The organism is Flavobacterium sp. Flavsp81, from assembly GCF_059491325.1.
Map to the genome: position 1 here is coordinate 1,333,846 of NZ_CP168505.1, position 18,723 is coordinate 1,352,568.

10 protein-coding genes are annotated in these 18,723 nt (G+C 39.5%); all 10 read right to left on the minus strand.

What is annotated here, in order from left to right; genetic code table 11:
* Positions 1-96 precede the first annotated feature (96 nt).
* The gene (locus ACEN92_RS05435; RefSeq protein ID WP_495641352.1) at positions 97-2,436 is read right to left on the minus strand and encodes a glycoside hydrolase family 44 protein; all 2,340 of its coding nucleotides are present in this window, start codon (positions 2,434-2,436) and stop codon (positions 97-99) included.
* Positions 2,437-2,597: 161 nt separating this feature from the next.
* A complete protein-coding gene (locus ACEN92_RS05440; protein ID WP_495641353.1) occupies positions 2,598-4,169 on the minus strand; it encodes a glycoside hydrolase family 43 protein in 1,572 nt (523 codons plus the stop codon).
* A 37-nt stretch (positions 4,170-4,206) separates the two neighbouring features.
* Positions 4,207-6,408, minus strand: coding sequence for a glycoside hydrolase family 3 C-terminal domain-containing protein (locus tag ACEN92_RS05445; protein WP_495641354.1), 2,202 nt, complete (start codon positions 6,406-6,408; stop codon positions 4,207-4,209).
* Between the two features lie 44 nt (positions 6,409-6,452).
* Positions 6,453-8,369, minus strand: a complete 1,917-nt coding sequence (locus ACEN92_RS05450) for a glycoside hydrolase family 97 protein (protein WP_495641355.1) — start codon at positions 8,367-8,369, stop codon at positions 6,453-6,455.
* A gap of 3 nt (positions 8,370-8,372) precedes the next feature.
* Positions 8,373-10,811, minus strand: coding sequence for a glycoside hydrolase family 2 TIM barrel-domain containing protein (locus ACEN92_RS05455; RefSeq protein ID WP_495641356.1), 2,439 nt, complete (start codon positions 10,809-10,811; stop codon positions 8,373-8,375).
* 88 nt (positions 10,812-10,899) lie between these two features.
* Positions 10,900-12,678: an NPCBM/NEW2 domain-containing protein gene (locus tag ACEN92_RS05460; RefSeq protein ID WP_495641357.1), complete on the minus strand. Its 1,779-nt coding sequence runs from the start codon at positions 12,676-12,678 to the stop codon at positions 10,900-10,902.
* A 129-nt stretch (positions 12,679-12,807) separates the two neighbouring features.
* The gene (locus ACEN92_RS05465) at positions 12,808-13,665 is read right to left on the minus strand and encodes a sialate O-acetylesterase (protein ID WP_495641358.1); all 858 of its coding nucleotides are present in this window, start codon (positions 13,663-13,665) and stop codon (positions 12,808-12,810) included.
* A gap of 382 nt (positions 13,666-14,047) precedes the next feature.
* The gene (locus ACEN92_RS05470) at positions 14,048-16,474 is read right to left on the minus strand and encodes an alpha-L-arabinofuranosidase family protein (protein ID WP_495641359.1); all 2,427 of its coding nucleotides are present in this window, start codon (positions 16,472-16,474) and stop codon (positions 14,048-14,050) included.
* Between the two features lie 160 nt (positions 16,475-16,634).
* On the minus strand, positions 16,635-18,524 hold the full coding sequence (locus tag ACEN92_RS05475) for a glycoside hydrolase family 44 protein (RefSeq protein WP_495641360.1): 1,890 nt from the start codon (positions 18,522-18,524) through the stop codon (positions 16,635-16,637).
* Between the two features lie 28 nt (positions 18,525-18,552).
* The gene (locus tag ACEN92_RS05480) at positions 18,553-18,717 is read right to left on the minus strand and encodes a T9SS type A sorting domain-containing protein (RefSeq protein ID WP_495641361.1); all 165 of its coding nucleotides are present in this window, start codon (positions 18,715-18,717) and stop codon (positions 18,553-18,555) included.
* Positions 18,718-18,723: the final 6 nt, after the last annotated feature.

The following is an 18,723-nucleotide window of genomic DNA, read 5'->3' on the forward strand; positions in this document are numbered from 1 at the left end:
AACATATACCTGTAAGACTTTGAAAACCTTGCAGAGTTTTAAACAACTTTGAAAATCAATATTCAGCAATCCAGCGCTGTTTATTAATTATCCTCATTATTTCTTAACAATTTTGAAAGTTTTTACCCCATCAGTAGCAGAAACCTTAACGATATAGACATTAGATTTTAGGGAAGAACCTATAGACATGGAACTTGTAATTTCAGAATGCTGTATACTTTCAACTAGTTTACCAGTCATGTCAAAAATTGAAATATCATTTATTTTATTTGGTTCATCAACTTTAAGAGTAATGGCTGACGAGAATGGATTTGGATACAACATTATCGGTAAACTTGATTCTTCCAGATTATTCTGTTTGGATATTGAACTCGTTTTTGCAGAGGATACTGTATTTATTGACCATTGCTGATTAAAATGGCTGCTTGAGCTCCATTGAGCTAAATCAGCGCCGTTGGTCGTATTACCTATTCCATCAATATACAGACCTGTAGCTTTATTCTTAAACTTAACATAGCTTCCTGCAGTTTCGCGTGTCCAATATTGTGCATCACTGCCACTATAACTATATTGTCCTACAACGGAACCATTGGAATTTCTATACATACCATCAAGATATAAGTTTGTAGCACGATTTTTCAACATCACATAGTTTCCAACCGTTTCAATTGACCATTGTTGTGCCGTGGCGCCGCTGTTGCTATATTGCCCCGCATTGGAACCATTGTCGGACCTATACATACCATCCATCAGTAAATTGGTACCTCGATTGGCTAAAGTAACATAGGTAACAGAAGGTGCTGTCGTTTTTGTCAAAAGTATTGCAGTAGTCGAAAGTTTTGGCACAGATATGGTCAACGAATTTGAATTCACTCCTACCTGACTTGTTTTAAGTGCATTTTGTGTCTCCGATACAAAAGTTTCTTCATTAGGCAGAGACGATAATTGCAAAGTCTTATAATTTCCGTTGGCTACCTGAAATCCGTTAAGATTTACCGTCACATTTTGGGCAGAGTTCATGTCCTTGTTCACAATTATTACCGTCATCTGGTCTGCGGCTTCATTTATCGAGGAATAAGCAGAAACTGTATTTTCTACTGAAGAAACACTTGAAACACTATATTTTTTTGCATTTTTGCTAAATAAGTGCAAGGTTTCCCACATACCGGCAGACCAGTTCCATGGAGAAAAAAGTTCAACGCCATTGTTGGCAAACGTTCCAAGATGCGAAGCATATATAACCGATTCCAGACTTGGATTGCTGCTTGACCCGGTTCCCCATTCGCTTAAACCGGTTGTTATGCCATGATTTGCCCCAAAATGTTCATTTAGCCAGCCATCGATACGCTTGAAAATATATTGTTTTTTAATTGAGGTATCCCATCCCCCGTTAATTTTGCTAATACCATTTGAACTCGGGTAATCATAGTTTTCATCATAATAAATTCGATGTCCCTGCAGTGCCTCAGCATCATTATTATAAGTAGGGTAATTGTGAATATCTATTACATCAACCAGTTTCATACCGGTTGCCTTGTACTCATCGCCCAGACGTTTGATGAAATACTCCATCCATGTATAAAACCTGCCATTTATCCGTATATTTTCATCTGCCCAGTTGTACCAAAACCATTCGGAGGTGTTAACAGGTCCGCAAAGTTTGATACCCGGATAGATTGCTTTCGCTTTCTTTGCCAACTCAATGTAACGATCGATAAAAGCAGCCGCCGATAGCTGTGTTGGCATAGCCCATTTATGTGTGCTACTCCATATATCTACTTCGTTGTCCATATTCCAGTATACAAACTGGTTTTTGTTAAACCCTTTACCACCGGCTCCAAACCAATCATTTAGAATTCCCACAGAAGAGTCTGCCGACCATGGCTTACTGAATAACTCAGGGTTACCGTCAACCTGGGCCTTGTCACCACCAGCTGGGTTAACAACTCCTCCACCGGCTAAATCCTGGTGAGTACCAGACCACTGCTTTGCCTGGTTGAATGCCCAGTCATTGAAGTTATTATTGGTGTTGGATGCAACCCTGCCCAGTAACTGAAAGGCGAACATTCCCTGCATACCGGGAAGGCTGGTATTGATTCTTTGCGCCGCGACACCCCAATCAGTATCATAAACATTATTATACCAGTCGGGATGAACAGTAAGTTTTGCCTGCCAGTTATAGGATGATGCATTGTTACCTCCATTCAGGCGGGCAAAGTTCAAGCCTGCATCTTTATAAAATTGGTCAGGGCGGTCAAAGAAGTCATTTTTTCCATAGATATTCGGCGATATCAAACGCTTATTTTTGGTGGCATCCACAGTTATGGTGGCTGACTGTGCCCACCCGTTCGTGAACATTAAAAGTCCGATAGCAAAAATTGCCAAACGAATACCTCTTCTAAATTGAGGAATAAAAGTAACCGGTTTTTTTTTCATAATAATTAGTGGTTGATAGTTAATAATAATTGATAAAATTTAATTCATAAATGTTAATTTGATTAATAGTTGTGGTTTTTGGTTTAATTTACTTTTCATCCAGATTACTTTTGGTTGTTTTTATTAATCACTTCGCCAGGCGAAATGCTATTAAACCTGGATCACTCTAAATTTCCCGGTTTGTAAATAAACTTATCAAAATCAGCAGAAGCTTTAGTATTTTTACCTTGGGATGAGGCATATAATCCAATATAAACTCCGGTGAATCCCCCATTGGTTTCAGAACTCAAGTACCATACGTTCATCTTGTTTAAGAAATTAAATTGCTTGCCATCCACAGAATAATAAAACGAGTAAAAGTCCTTATCCCCTTTTACTTTTAAATAAATTTTATCGCCGGGAATTTCCATCTCGTATGCGGTGTGGTTCAGTACTCCCATATGATAACGTACTACCAGTTTACGCCTGCCTTTTTCCGATTTTTTTAAAAAGATGTCATAATGAGCCTGAGGTGAGTAGTAAATTGTCATTCCCGCTTCGTCACCTTCCATGGCATCATTCAACGACAGCACAGTGGTAGCCGAAAAATCAATATGTTCCTGTCTGCGTCCCACAAAAGTTGGGGAATCAGCAGCATCCAAAGAAACCGGGCTTGCTTTGAGCCTCAATGAGCCTTTTTTTTCCGTCAAGGAGTAATTATTCATAAATGGGTTTCGGAGGTAGTTCCAGTCAATACCTAACTTCGCTTCATCAAAATCGGTAGAGAGGTCATGTTGCTTTACAGGTTTTAACGGTAAAGTAGGTACATTCATGTCAATATCAACTGTACCGTTGCCATTTATCACAGGCCATGCATTAGTATCCCATCTTACCGGAGCTAAAAATGTTTCACGTCCTAATACGTGATGCAGTAAGCTTTGTGGACGAAAGCCCAGGAATACTATCCACCAGGAACCATCATGTGCCTGAACAAAATCGCCATGCCCGGTACCCTGAATTGGATTGTTTTGTGCAATTTCATTTATGTGCGTAAAAATCGGATTAGAAGGGTTAGACTCATAAGGTCCATAAAGAGATTTGCTGCGCGCAATTGTCATTTTATGTCCATACTCAGTTCCACCTTCCGAAATCAGTAAATAATAAAATCCATCTTTTTTATAAATATGTGGTGATTCAGGATAACGTCCTCCTGTACCATTCCATACAATCCTGCTTTCCGTAAGTCTTTTTCCTGTTTTAATATCTATTTCAGAAATGGTGATGCCTTTACCGTTTGACACAAAGTAGCATTTACCATCTTCAAAATATAACGTAGGATCAATACCTCCCTGATCTACATAAACAGGTTCAGACCATTCACCGGCAGGATTAGCTGTATACACATAAAAATTTCCAGTAGATACATTTGTGGTCACCATATAAAAAAGACCATCGTGATAACGGATTGTAGGTGCATAGATCCCCGCAGAAGGCAGGCATTTCTCTAATGGGAACTGAGAAGGACGTGTCAGGCAATGCCCAATCTTTTCCCAGTTTATCAAATCCTTACTATGAAAGACCGGAACCCCAGGAAAATATTCGAAACTGCTGGTTACCAGATAATAATCATCACCAACCCTGCACACACTCGGATCCGGGTGAAAACCGGAAATGACAGGATTTTTATATCCCTGGGCGTTAGAATAGTGATAGAAACCAAAAATGCAAATTATAAAAACAATTATTTTTTTCATATTTAAAATTTATTTAAAATCAATTACAATGACCTATTTATTTCAAAATAAAGTCTACTGTTCCCCTGATATCAGTGGCCGAAGCTCCAATCATGATTTTGAATTTGCCGGGTTCTGCAATCCAGGTATTTTTTTTGTCATCGTAATAAGAAAGGTCCTCTTTTGTCAAAGTGAAGCTCACCGTTTTTTCCTCTCCAGGCTCTAAAGAAATTTTCTTAAACCCTTTTAATTCTTTAACCGGACGAGACAAACTTGATTTCTCATCATTAACATATAATTGAACTGTTTCCTTTCCTACAACTTTGCCCGTGTTCTTTACTGAAATTGTCACAACTAATGAATCGGCTGCTGTAATTGATTTAGAAGAAATAGCAGGCTTCCCGTATTGAAATGTTGTATAGCTCAATCCATATCCGAAGGGGAAAAGAACAGGGATGTTTTTGGTATCATACCAGCGGTAGCCTACTAAAATATCCTCTTTGTAATATACGTTGACACCATCACCCGGATAACTGAGTTTGTCAAAGGCATGTGCCCCAACGTCTTCCAGTTTTTTAGGAAAAGAAACAGGGAGTTTTCCTGAAGGGTTTACTTCACCGGAAATAATATCCGCCAAAGCATTTCCGGCCTCAGAACCAAGATACCATCCCTGCACAACAGCTGGTGTTTTATCTAACCAGGGCATCAAAACCGCATTTCCGCTTAGTAAAATTACGGCAACGTTTTTATTGACTTTCTGTATCGCTTCAATGAGTTTATCTTGTCCGAATGGCAAACTAAGGGATTTACGGTCCCCACTTTCGCAATCCTGAAAATAATTTTTATTCAAACCGCCAACAAAAAGTACCACATCAGCATGACGGGCTACCTCAACGGCTGCGTTTTGCAAGGAGTCTGTATTTAATTTAGAGGGTTCTTCTGCCCCATATAGCGACGGACCTGAAGCATATCCCATGCTGTAAACAATATGATTTTCACCGTATTTATTCTTTAATCCCTGTAATGGTGTAATTTCATAAGCGGCTTTCAGCGATGTAGAACCTCCTCCAACAATCAGGCTACGTACGGCATTTTCGCCTATCACAGCAATCTTTGTGTATTTATCTGCAGGAATAGGCAAAAATTGTTTGTCGTTTTTAAGAAGAACAACTCCCTCTTGTGCTATTTGTCGTGCTGCTACGCTATGCTCTGGCGACACAAAACGACCGAAAGGACGATTGGCACTCATCGTCGTGCGAAAAATCATTTTCAAAATTCGGCTTGCTTTATCATCAAGCTTCGACATTTCGTATTTCCCCGATTTAATTCCTTTCAAAAACGGATCGGCTAAATAATAACTGGAAAAAGGAAAATGACCTTGTGTGGTCAATCCATTGGTATAGGTGCCCATCTCAATGTCAAGTCCGCCATTGACAGCTTCATCGGTATTATGTACACCGCCCCAGTCACTGATCACTACGCCATCAAACTTCCAGTCATTTTTCAGGATTTTATTCAACAAAATGTCGTTATGACAGCAATGCACGCCCCATATTTTGTTATATGCCCCCATGATTGACCACACTTCCCCTTCCTGAACGGCAGCTTTAAAGGCCGGAAGATAAATCTCGTGCAATGCGCGGCCACTTACATTTACATTAATTTCGCCACGGGAAATTTCCTGGTTGTTGAGCGCAAAATGCTTTACGCAGGCAGCAACTCCATTAGACTGTACCCCCTGAATGTATGGAACCACCATGCGTGAAGCCAAAAAAGGATCTTCACCCATATATTCAAAATTCCGGCCATTGAGCGGGGTACGATAAATATTGACTCCCGGTCCCAACAACATGGTTTTGTTTCGATATCGGGCTTCTTCTCCAATAGATTTGCCGTAAAGCAGCGATATCTCGGGATTGAATGTTGCCGCAAGACATGTCAATGCCGGAAAAGCGGTGCAGGAGTCATTCGTCCACTGAGCCCCGCTCCATTCATCCCATAATTTCTCATCGCTCACACCATGCGACCCATCGGCAGACCATACATCCGGAATACCCAATCGGGGAACTCCTTTTGAACTGAATTTCGACTGAGCATGACAGAGCGCTACTTTTTCTTCTAATGTCATCCTTGACAATGCGTCTTTTATACGAGCTTCTATTGGTTTGCTTTCATCCAGGTAAACAGGCTCCTGTGCCCATCCGCTAGCAGACAACAGCGTAAATAGTATTACGAAAACGTTAATTTTTCTTTTTCTCATGATATTGTATTCTCTTCTATTATTTATCAAACTACATCGTTACTTTATTTTATTATCCCAACAAACCCTCCTCTTGAAAGGCATTCAATTTTTAATGTATCTCCTTTTTTGACTTTTATTATTTCTGAAGAAAAAGTTTTATCATCCTTTCTGTCTTTGATAAGCTGAAAACTATGGTTTCCTTTGCCAAGAAAATCAAACCTTACTATTAAAGTCTGGGACTCATCTTTTCCGTTCAGCCCGGCGATATACCATTGATTTCCTTTCTTACGGGCAATGATTACTTTTTCTCCCGGATAACCGTCGATTAGTTTTGTATCGTCCCAGGCAACCGGTACCTGTTTCAAAAAGTTTTTTGGTTCTGTTGGTAAAGATTCATACGCTTGTGGCCTGTCGGCAAAGTGCTGTAACCCTGATTCAAATACAACAGACAAAGCCAATTCGTGAGCATAAGATGTGATATGCGGATGTTTTGAATTTGAAAAGGTAACCGGAGTGTAATCCATCGATCCGATTACATTTCGTGTAAACGGAAGCGTCGCATTATGACCTGCTGCCTTATCAGTCAATACCTCATTATTATTATACCATTCTGCGCCGTACACCGCCTCGGTAGTCATCAGGTTGGGATACGTGCGAGCCCAGCCGCGGGATACTGTAGCACCGTGAAAATTCACCAATAGATGATATTTTGCCGCATCTTTTAAAATATCAATGTAATATTGCATCATATCCTGCTGGTCACCGGCAAAAAAATCAACCTTGATTCCATACACACCAATTTTATTGAGCCATGAAAATTCCTTGGCACGTTTTTCTGCTGTAAGCAAACGGTCATTCGGCGTCGGGTCAAGCCAGATTGTACCGGAATTATACCACATCAATGGTTTTATTCCTTTGCTTTTTGCATAGTTCACTGCATCATTTATATTGCCGCCATTGCCCATTACATCCCATTCCCAGTCGATCAGCACATAAGGCCAATTCATTTCCACGGCAAGATCAACATATTCAACTACTTTTTTGTAGTCTTTTGAACCGTGATTGTTGGCCCAATAAACCCAGGAAACCGCACCTGGTTTAATCCAGTCTGTATCTTTTAATTGGTTCGGTTCGCTTACATCCGTAATCAGGGTTGATTCGACAATATCTGACAATTTACCAATGATAAGGGTATGCCACTGGGAATTCCATGGTAATGTAGTTTCGACTCCTGTCTGTTTAAAATTATCACGGGGAGAAGGATATGTAACCTTATATTCATTAGCATTTGTCAGGTTAGATAATTTTGCGGCACAATTATTCTCTGTTATACCTGCCTCAGAAATTAGCGCAAAAACTGGTTTGCCATTCACTTTGTACAAAGCCGGAAAACCCCATTCGTGTTCTTTGTTACCAGTCGAACCCGTTTTACTTAATGGGAAAAATTTTTCATACGAAACATCATAAGGCTGCATCCAACGGTCTGTATTTTCGGGTAATACATAAGTGGTAGCTTCGCCAATAATATTAACCTTTGAATCTGACTGATTGGGAAAAATATAGCGAAATGCAATACCATCATTATAAACCCTGAAAATAATATCCAATGGCTGATGATTGGAGTTCTGAAAACGGAATGTTTTTTCAGTACCTAAATTCTCGCACAGCTTGCGTTTGCCACAAACCATTTTATACTTATCGTGTATGGAGACAGGTTTTGATATGGCAATCAAATGCAAGTTATCTGCAAACTGTTCATCGATACGATTAATACCTAGTTTTGAATCGGGTAATACTTCTGTAAACTTGTTTTCAATTTTATACAATACTTTAAAAAAAAGATGGTGTGCAGCATTTTTTTCAGACAAATTCAAAACAACTTTTACTTTTCCGTTGGGTGAAATTATTTCCTGTGCATTTATACTTAAACTTAAAATAAAAAACAGGAAAGAAATGGTCTGCCTCATTAATACTCTCATATACTAATTATTTTTCGTTGATTTAATAATTATACTTTTTCCCTCCAATTCATTGGATGTTACCGATAATTTAATTTCGCCCGTCTGATGATTGCTTTTTATTACTACCAGCGCCCGTCCTTTCCATGCTTTGCGTGTATCTCCTACATATTGTTCGAAGTCTTTCAGATCAGCATTATCTACACCTGCTATGACACCCGGTCCATCAATTTTAAAATCAAGGCGGTTGGCGGCATTCGGTTGGAATATCCCTTCCTTATCTGTTATTTCAATAGTTATGAATGATAAATCCTGTCCGTTGGCCAATATTTCTTTTCGGTCGGCTGTCAATTTTATTTTTGAGGCATCGCCGGCAGTCTGCAGAATGGCTGATTCCATTTCCCTATCATTCTCTACTCCGACAGCTTTAAGCAAACCTGCAGCATATGGAATCGGAAAAGTAGCCTTAAATTGTTCCTCTTTACTGATTTTTTTTTCACCAATGAGTTTGTCGTTAAGGTATAACCTTACTTTCGGATATTTTGAATATACTTCAACCTGAACCGTTTTATTTTCAAAACCGGGCCATGTCCAGCTTTCCCATGTTGGATAAACTGACCACCATGTTTCTTTGATTTCTAACGGTTCCGGGGCTGGTTCACGAACTGCCATGTAAAGTTTCTCATTAGTATTATACAGCATGCTTCTGTAATGCGAAATAGGTTTTCTCCAGCCAATCAAATCTATATCACCGCAGTAAGCACCGTGATAAGGGAAGAAATCATTTTCCCAGTGCTGGCCTGGAACTTCTCCCGAATAATAATAACGGCCGATACCTGACTCACCCAAATAATCCATGGCTGTCCAAACGAAATCCCCGATTACATAATTGTTTTCCTGCACCAGTTTCCAGTTATTAAAAGCATCTTTAGGATAAGATTCGGTTTGAACGATGATACGCGAAGGCACTCTTTTATGATCCTCCGCAGCAGTATGCAGGTTGTAATTATAACCGGCAACATCGTGTACATTTATCAAAGGATCCAGGTTTTCCCATTTGTCGAAATTCACAACTGCAGAAGTTACAGGTCTTGTAGTGTCTATTTTTTTTATTTCCTGCAAAAGCATTTTAGCTGTTTCAACAGCCTCGGGTTTTCCTCGCTCTGCAATTTCGTTACCGATGCTCCACATAACAATAGATGGATGATTACGATCCCTCAAAATCATTGTCTGCAAATCTTTTTTCCACCATTGGTTGAAATACTTTGCATAATCGTTACTGTTTTTTCCAATTTTCCAGCAATCGAAAGATTCGTCCATTACCAGTAAACCCAATTTATCGCAGGCATCCAAAAATGCTTCAGAAGGCGGATTATGGGAAGTTCGAACGGCATTGAATCCACCGGCTTTAAGCAATTCAACTTTGCGTTCTTCGGCACGATCGAAAGCAGCAGCTCCTAAGCAGCCATTATCGTGATGCACACAACCGCCGTTTATTTTCACTGTTTTTCCATTAAGCTGAAATCCATTTTCGGCAGTAAATTTTAGGGAACGAATTCCAAAATTGTTTTTTGTATCGTCCAGCACTTTTTTATCTTTTACTACCTGAACCTGAGCCTGATACAAATGCGGTGTTTCCGGTGTCCAAAGCATAGGATTTGACACTTGTATGGTTTGGCTTATTTCTCTCTCGCTATTGGCAGGAAGTTCAACTTTCACCTGACCATTTCCTGCGCTTTTAGAATTCTTATTCCAAAGAAAAGTCTTTACAATAATGCTCTGGGCGGATGCTGTTTCATTTTTAACCTTTGTTTTTACCTGTACTGTTGCTTTTTTTGAAGATACATCGGGAGTTGAAATAGCAACACCCCAATGTGCCACATGTACAGGACAGGAAGCGATCATCCAGACATGACGATAGATTCCCGAGCCACTGTACCAGCGACTGTTCATTTGTTGTGAATTGTCGACCCGCACAGCGATAACATTCTCTTTTCCAAAATTCAGATAAGGAGTAAGGTCGTAACTGAATGAGGAGTAGCCATATGGATAAACACCCAGCGATTTTCCGTTGATAAAAACTTCAGAGTTCATATAAATACCTTCAAAATAAATAGCTGTTTTTTTTGTTTTCCATTCATCGGGTGCCAGAAAGGTTTTTCTGTACCAGCCAATTCCTGACGGAAAATATCCGCCACCTCCGCCAGTAGTATTTTTAGGATGGATTTTTCCTTCGATACTCCAATCGTGGGGCAAGTCGAGTTTACGCCAGCCCGCATCATTGAAATCATTTGTCTTTGCTTCCGGAGCATCGCCTAAAAAGAATTTCCAGTCATAATCAAATAACTGTTTTCTTTCTATCCCATTTTGTGCATAACCTGAAAAAAAGCTTATAAATAGTATAAATATGAATACTATTTGTTTTGCAAAATATTGTCTTTTGTATGAATTTAAGCGCTTCATTTTGTTGTTTTTATATTTCTAATTCATTCATGGTATGTAATTATAATAAAGACTTTACAGCGCTTAACGCCTTGCAAGGAATATTATCTTATCGCAAAGGAGTTATCCTATACAATCCTGCCCCATGTTGTGGTAAGTCACGTCCAAAACTCCCTTTAAAGGTTCCCAAATCTTTGTGATTCCACAAATCGCGCACTTTTACTTTGCCTTTTATATTAATAGCTTCAAAGTTTACTTTTACACTGGCCTGGTCGTGGAAATTTAATGTTCCTTTATCAACCAAAACTCCAAAATTCACTGAGCCTATTTCTGTTGTTACGTAGCCGGTTGCTGTAAAAGAATCATATCCTTCAGGCAATTGATAAACGATCACTGACTCTGCATGAGCACCAATTCCCTCCCGTGTTTCATCATTTATAATAATTGGGTTATTGTCGCAGGTACGATTGACATTCGCTTCTCCCCAGCCCGAAGTTGCGCCCAGCCATTTGAGGCTGGTCAGTTTTAAATCGCCTTTGGAACCGTGAAGTACCGGATCGACCCAAACGATATGATCCCAATCATTAGTGTTTCCGCCATCTTTCACAAAGAGAACAAGTCTTTTACCCTCTTTTACCGATACTTCTATCTTTTGCGAACTTCCTTTGCCGGCAATTATTGGACTTACATAATCAGCATTGTTTAAATCAAGATTTTCTCCCTTGGTTTGCGCATTGAAAAGGGCTACATACTTGTCTTTGCTATTAGGCACATCGGCTGTCCACACAATCAGATTCTTTTCGCGAGACACCTGACGGTTATTTATGCTGTGTTGATTTACTTTGAGCATTTCGGGATTGGTGAGCATTTCCTTGGTAAAATTGTCAATTTTGGTCATATCTCCACCAAAAATAAGTGGCGAACGGCCAATAGCCCAAAGGCTCATAAGTGTATATTGTTCGTTTTTAGTGAAATTGGTTGGACGTTTGAATTCAACAATTCCAATGGGTAACATATCGGCATCAGGGAAATGTCCGGATTCACGAAAAGGTGTCCACACATCCATTCGCTCAAACATGCCTTGCAACAATCCCCAGCGATCCCAAAAATCATCGGTGATACGCCACATATTGGCATGATTCATAACATGTTCGCCCATTTTAACCGGTGTTGCTCCTGGCGATAAACTTAACAGAATAGGCCGCCCGGTTTTGTCTATTGCTTTGCGAAGAGCCTCAATTTCGGCCATTTGCACATCATCATAAGGACGTGAAATATCGTCACACTTGATAAAATCCACTCCCCAGTCGGCATACATCTGCACAATGGAATTATAGTAAGCCTGACCTTCAGAGCTATTAGCATTAACACCGTACATATCAGGATTCCATCCACAGGTAGAACTTTTAATGGCAATATCCTGAGCTTTTACGTTTGTGCCGAGTACCTGTGTATTTTTTTCGACAGCCTGACGGGGAATTCCGCGCATAATATGAATGCCGAATTTCAGTCCTTTGGAGTGCACATAGTCTGCAAGGTGTTTGAAACCTTTTCCATCGGCGGCCGAAGGAAATTTTTTCAAACCTGGCATTAAGCGGCCATATTCATCCATGGTAAGCATCGCCTTGGGATCGTAAGCATGTCCTTTTGACTCAGGCTCATACCATTGAATATCTACTGTGAGATAGTTGTATCCGCTTGGTAAAAGGTATTTTGCCATCGCATCTGCCTGTTCTTTTATTTGCTGTTCAGTAACCGTTGTTCCAAAACAATCCCAACTGTTCCACCCAAGAGGTGGTGTGGATGCCCATTGATGATACTCTTGCGCCTTTTGTGCATTTATAACACTAAAAACAAGTGCCAAAACCAGGGTAAGCTTATATTTCATTTTTATTTTAATTAGGTAATATTATAGTTTTTCTATTTTAGTTTTTAATTATTCGGTTTAGGAACGCAACAAATCCAACTCTTTGAAGTATTTTTATCTGTCACAATAATCTATTGTTTCCAAATATTCTTATTCACTCTTTGGATATTTGGCTTCGTATCCCAACAGAGTAAGCATTTCAAGACCATATCGCCTTCCTAATTCCCTGTAACCATTGGAATCAAAATGAGCATTGTCAAATCCGGTGCAGCCTTCCGAAGAAATAACATGTGCTGATGGAATAGTATCGGGTAACTTCCGTATAATCGGATTCATTTTTGAACAACAATTGCCATCAGCAGATAATAACTCACCTGCTAAAAGTGGAGCCGAATCTGCATTTAACGAAAGGTCGGTCAACATATCGCCATAAATTTTCTTGACATATGATGGCCATTGTTCTTGTCCTGCATTCGTTTCACCCTGGTGTAAAAGGATTCCTTTAACAACTCCATCTTTTTGAGCCAATTTGGTCAACCCAACAAGATATTGATAAGGATTTCCATCATAAGATGCTACCAGCGAGGTAAACCATTTGTCCTTGTAGGTCGAATCGAAATCCTTGTAAATATCTTTGTCGAACAGCCTGATGTCACAACCGGCAACAGAAACGTTAATAATACCAACTGTAATGTTATCCGGGAGATTGGCAACCAAAGTTCTTCCAAAATAATCTGCTGGCGATAACCCCGAATTGCATTGACATGTTGGTGGAATGGCAGGACTCCATTCAGCCTTTTTTCTATTCAGGCTTGGACAATCCAGTGCCTGAAACACTTTGAACCGATTATTTGTTTTCATGTCCTGGCTCTCTATTGGAGCCGCACCTTGCATGTTTGATTGTCCAAAACAGATAAAGATGTAAAAATTACGATCTTGCGCAAAAGCTCCCGTATTCAAAACGAATAAGCTTACAACAGTAAAAATGAAAATATTTAGCCTCTTCATATTATTAAGTTCATTATTAACACCACATCAAACCGAGATTAATCAAACTAATCCCTAATATTCATTTAGTATAGTGGCATACACTCCATATGACTCATTAGTTACTTTTAAAAAGGCAGAAGTGTATATTCTTTTCCATTATTTTTCAATGTAAATGACATAGAATTCTCTCGTTTAGAGATACTTTTCAAAATATTTGTCTCACTTCCTTTTAATATTGTTTCTTCATTAACTTGAAATGCTAATAAAACCGGCCCATAAAACAGCTGCTTCGCCTTGTCAAGGAATAATTATCCAAAAACAGTCTGACAAACAAACAAAAACAACCCAATATATTTTATTTTATTTTTCACATTAAAAATTGAATATTAGAAAAAAATTATCACTTTGTATTCACCCTAATTACTGTTAGTGAATTTCCCGGAAAAGTTCGCTTGAAACCAGCTCCATTTAATTTCACATTTTCTGTTATCGGATACACTTTCTTTGGATTTTCCAATGTATTCTCATCGAGCGGACTGGCTGATGTAAGCACAATGGCTTTTCCTTTCCCAGTAAAAACTTTTGTATCTTTCAAATCAATTTCCGTTTTTATTGATTTGGCTGAAGCATTTACAACTTTAAGAATCACATCGCCTGATTTATCGTCTTTCACAGCACTCATAATCAATCCCTTAACAGTAAGGTTTTTTTCTAAAATTTCCTGTATTAACTTTCCGTCAAGATAGGCTCTTACGTTGCCTCCTTTGATTTCAATTTTCACATCATACCATTGTTCCGTTTTGGCTTCTCCTTTCATTTCTGTAACAGCCATGCCCATTTCCAGATGCGTAACAGAATTGTTCCAACCTCCTACTTCGAAACGGTTACGTTCCTCATTATTCCTATTATGGAACAATATCTGGAATCCGTTTTCGCCCGAAATCCTGCGAGCTTTCAGAGTGATCGTGTAGTCTTTCCACGTAGAATCTCCCATAAAAATGCTCACTCCTGGTTCTATTGCTGATTGTTTGAGAACTCCATCTTTTACACTCCATTCACCTTTTCCGGTTTGTCTCCAATCCTTACCAAGGTCCGCAAAATCGGGTTTAAACAAAATTTCCCCGTTAGGAGCTGTAACCACAACATCTTTAAATTCGGCCGAATTCATCCAGGTGCCAAAACCAATGCAACCCATTCCTACAGGCATTTCAATGACCGGATTATTCTCTACAGAGAAAGGCAATACATTCGTTCCCTGGTTGTTTGAAAACATTTCCTGAACATAATAGCTTGGCAAGCCAAACCACTGGTGGCTATCGAAATTAATTAGGTTTACCGGCCATGCTTTGTGATTTGCATTGCACAACAACGGTGCATAAGCTCCCAGGACAACTACATCCGAGTTTCGTTCCATGCCTGTCATCCAGGCAGCTTCGCCTATTGCACCGCGCAGGTTACCGTTTCGTGTGCCTGAAGTTACCGCATATTCACCAACAAAAACTTTGAAACCATTGCGGTCGTAGCTGTCATATTTATTTGAATTCCAGATAAACCAATCGGGATTGTTGTAATAATGCTCATCAACTAATTCTGGCTTTGGCTCTTTAGGGTGCCCACCAGCCCACTCGTTGGCAATGAGTTTCATGTACGGGTATTTTGCCTGAATTGCCTTTACAAACAATGGCCAGCGTTCGTTGTAAGGAGTTCCGCCATTTTCGTTTCCAATTTCAATGTATTTCATATTAAATGGTTCCGGATGTCCGTTTTTTGCCCGAAGACTTCCCCAAACCGAAGATTCTGGTCCATTGGCATATTCGATTGCATCAAGCGCATCTTGCACCCATTGTCCCATTTGGTCGAGCGGAACTACTTCTTTGTGTGACATTCCAATGTTTATGCAATAAAGTGGTTCGGCTCCCAAATCTTCGGAAAGTTGAAGATATTCGTGAAACCCAAGTCCGTTAGTGGCATTGTAACCCCATATATTCCAGAGTGCTGTGCGTGTATCAATGCTTCCGATTGTATTTTTCCAGTGGTTCATGTGTTTTAAATCGTCACCTTCCACCCAGCAACCTCCCGGGAAGCGCAGAAATTTGGGATGAAGAGCATCAAGTGCTTCGGAAAGATCGGTGCGTAAGCCATGATTTTTCCATGTTTTATCTGGGAGCAACGAAACCATATCCAGAAATAGTTTACCATTGCCTTCGCCTGAAATTTGCAGGCTTGCTTTAGGATCGCCTGTACTTATTTTCAGATTTACAGTATAATATGCCCAGTCTCCGGTAATTCCTTTTATTTCAGCAGTTGCTATTTCATTACCTTTTGCATTAAGAATTTTTATTTTTAAAGGAGAAGAAAAACCTTCAATTGCACGTGCGGCAAACTTCAGCGTATAACTTTCGCCTTGCACCATATTCATGCCCCAGTAGCCTGAATTTTCCAGTTTAAAAGAACCAGAAGCATCAATTAACAATGCTTTACGATTGAAGGAGTTTAATGGCGGTATCACTTGTTTCGCGAAAAGGTCGGCATTGCTGATCGAAGCCGTACTTTTACCATCGGCACTTGTAAACTTCCAATCCTGAGGGATATCAGCATCTTCAAACGAACGGTTTGTTACCATTTCGGGATACAATCCTCCATCGGCAGAAAGGTTAATATCTTCAAAGAAAATACCGAACAAAGTAGGTGAAATTGCATGCCCCGGATTGTTTACATCAACCGTGATTTTAGCCTTATCCGCTTTGTTCGTCTGAGCGTTTAGAACAGTGCTCAATCCGCAAAGGAATAAACCCGCAATAAGCTTTTTATTTATGTCTTTTTTCATTAGTTTATTAATTTTTTTCATTTACAGCTAACTGTAATGAAGGTGGCAGTTTATTAACCGCCACCAGATTATTGACAGTTCCTGTTTGTATGGCTTTATCTGACTCTTTAAGCTATCGTTTGTGGAATTGCCTTTTGAAATAATATTTTTAAAGCTGTTTTTATCGGGCAATTATAAAAGGTATACTTTTTTTATACCTGCTGTTTTTTACTGATAAGAAATACGAACCGGCAGAGAATGCACTCACGTCCAAGGTTTGTACGACTTGTCGGTCACTATTTACAGTCAGGACTTTTAGCCTTTGACCTGCAAGATTATATATTGCCATTTCGGTTGGTTCTGCAATTGCCAAATCAAATTTTACCTGAAGTTTATCGTTTACCGGGTTAGGATAAATCATTACTGTTTCACTAGTCGGCAGTGTGCTTATATCACCAACCGACAATGGGGCTGTTGCCTTAAGCAAAACTGCAGTTGTTGACAAAGCAGGTACAGTAATAGTAAATGTATTTGAATTAACACTTACAGAACTCTTTTTTAAGGCATTATCAGTGTGAGATACAAATGTTTCCGTTGCTGGTAATGAGGAAAGCTGTAGTGTTTCTGAATTTCCGTTTTCTGCAGAAAAACCATTAAGGTTTACCGTTACAGTACGTGATGCATTCATATCCTTGTTCACAATCATTACAGTCATTTCATCTGCAGTTTGGCTGACAGTGGTGTAAGCCGAAACTGTATTTTCAAGTGAAGAAGTACTGGAAACACTATAATCTTTGGCATAACGGCTGAAAAGGTGTAAAGTTTCCCACATACCTACAGACCAGTTCCATGGGCTAAACAATTCAACACCATTGTTGGCAAACGTGCCCAAATGTGAAGCATATATAACCGATTCCAGGCTTGGGTTGCTGCCTGACTGGGTTCCCCATTCGCTTACACCGGGAGTTATGCCGTGATTGGCACCAAAATGCTCGGTCAACCAGTCGTCGATGCGCTTGAAAATATATTGTTTTTGAGGTGTGTTCTCCCAACCACCGGTAATTGTTTTAATACCGTTTGAACCCGGATAATCATAAGTTTGATCATAATAAATTCTATGTCCTTGCAGTGCCGCAGCATCATCACCATTATACCAAGGGTAGTTGTGAATGTCTAATACATCTACTAGTTTAATACCGGTTGCTTTGTACTCATCGCCAAGACGTTTTATAAAATACTCAATCCACGGATAATAACGGCCATCGATATATATACTTTCATTTGACCATTTATACCATTGCCACTCGGAGGTTGTAACAGGCCCGCAAAGCTTGATACCTGGATATATAGCTTTTGCTTTCTTTGCTAATTCGATGTAGCGATCCATAAAGTCAGAAGCAGATAACAGCGTTGGCATAGCCCAATCATGCGTGCCATTCCATATATCTACCTCGTTGTCCATATTCCAGTACACAAACTGGTCTTTGTTCAGCCCTAAGCCATTGGCCCCAAACCAATGATTAAGAATGCCAACCGAAGAGTCGGCTGGCCATGCCTGACTAAACAAATTAGGGTTTCCATCAACGAGAGCCTTACCCCCGCCGTTTGGATCTGGAGTTCCTCCACCAGCCAAATTCTGACTAACCCCTGACCAGTATTGCGCCTGGTTGTACCCCCAGTCATTAAAATTATTATTGGTGTTGGATGCAGCTCTGCCCAGTAACTGAAAGGCATACATCCCCTGCATATCAGGAAAACTTGTATTAATTTTTTGTGCTGATACATCCCAATCAGCAGCATAAACATTATTATACCAGTCAGGATGAACAGTAAGTTTTGTCTGCCAGTTATAGGCTGACGCATTATTACCACCATTCAGACGGGTAAAGCGCAAGCCTGCATCTTTATAAAATTGGACAGGGTGATCAACAAAGAAATCATTTTTCCCATAGATGTTTGGTGATACCTTTTTTTTATTTTCAGTTGCTTTTACCGTAATCTGAACAGCCTGAGCAAACGTTACAGTGCCGGAAAGACAACAAAAGCTTACTGTAAAAAAACATTTTTTCAAGAATAAAAATTTCAAATTCATATCTAATTTATTTATTTACTACTATAAATTTTTTAAGTTGGTGTTGCGAATTATTACTTATTTTTACAAAATACAATCCGTTGGATAAATGAACGGGAATACGTACAAGGGGTTCTCTAACTCCTGTCTTGTTCATTACCAATCTGCCCAATGCTAAAATAAAATCTGTCAATATTTT

What these genes read in the sequence shown, in the direction of transcription:
- ACEN92_RS05435 (WP_495641352.1), bottom strand. Translation starts at nt 2,436, where the DNA reads ATGAAAAAAAAACCGGTTACTTTTATTCCTCAATTTAGAAGAGGTATT.
- ACEN92_RS05440 (WP_495641353.1), bottom strand. Translation starts at nt 4,169, where the DNA reads ATGAAAAAAATAATTGTTTTTATAATTTGCATTTTTGGTTTCTATCAC.
- ACEN92_RS05445 (WP_495641354.1), bottom strand. Translation starts at nt 6,408, where the DNA reads ATGAGAAAAAGAAAAATTAACGTTTTCGTAATACTATTTACGCTGTTG.
- ACEN92_RS05450 (WP_495641355.1), bottom strand. Translation starts at nt 8,369, where the DNA reads ATGAGAGTATTAATGAGGCAGACCATTTCTTTCCTGTTTTTTATTTTA.
- ACEN92_RS05455 (WP_495641356.1), bottom strand. Translation starts at nt 10,811, where the DNA reads ATGAAGCGCTTAAATTCATACAAAAGACAATATTTTGCAAAACAAATA.
- ACEN92_RS05460 (WP_495641357.1), bottom strand. Translation starts at nt 12,678, where the DNA reads ATGAAATATAAGCTTACCCTGGTTTTGGCACTTGTTTTTAGTGTTATA.
- ACEN92_RS05465 (WP_495641358.1), bottom strand. Translation starts at nt 13,665, where the DNA reads ATGAAGAGGCTAAATATTTTCATTTTTACTGTTGTAAGCTTATTCGTT.
- ACEN92_RS05470 (WP_495641359.1), bottom strand. Translation starts at nt 16,474, where the DNA reads ATGAAAAAAGACATAAATAAAAAGCTTATTGCGGGTTTATTCCTTTGC.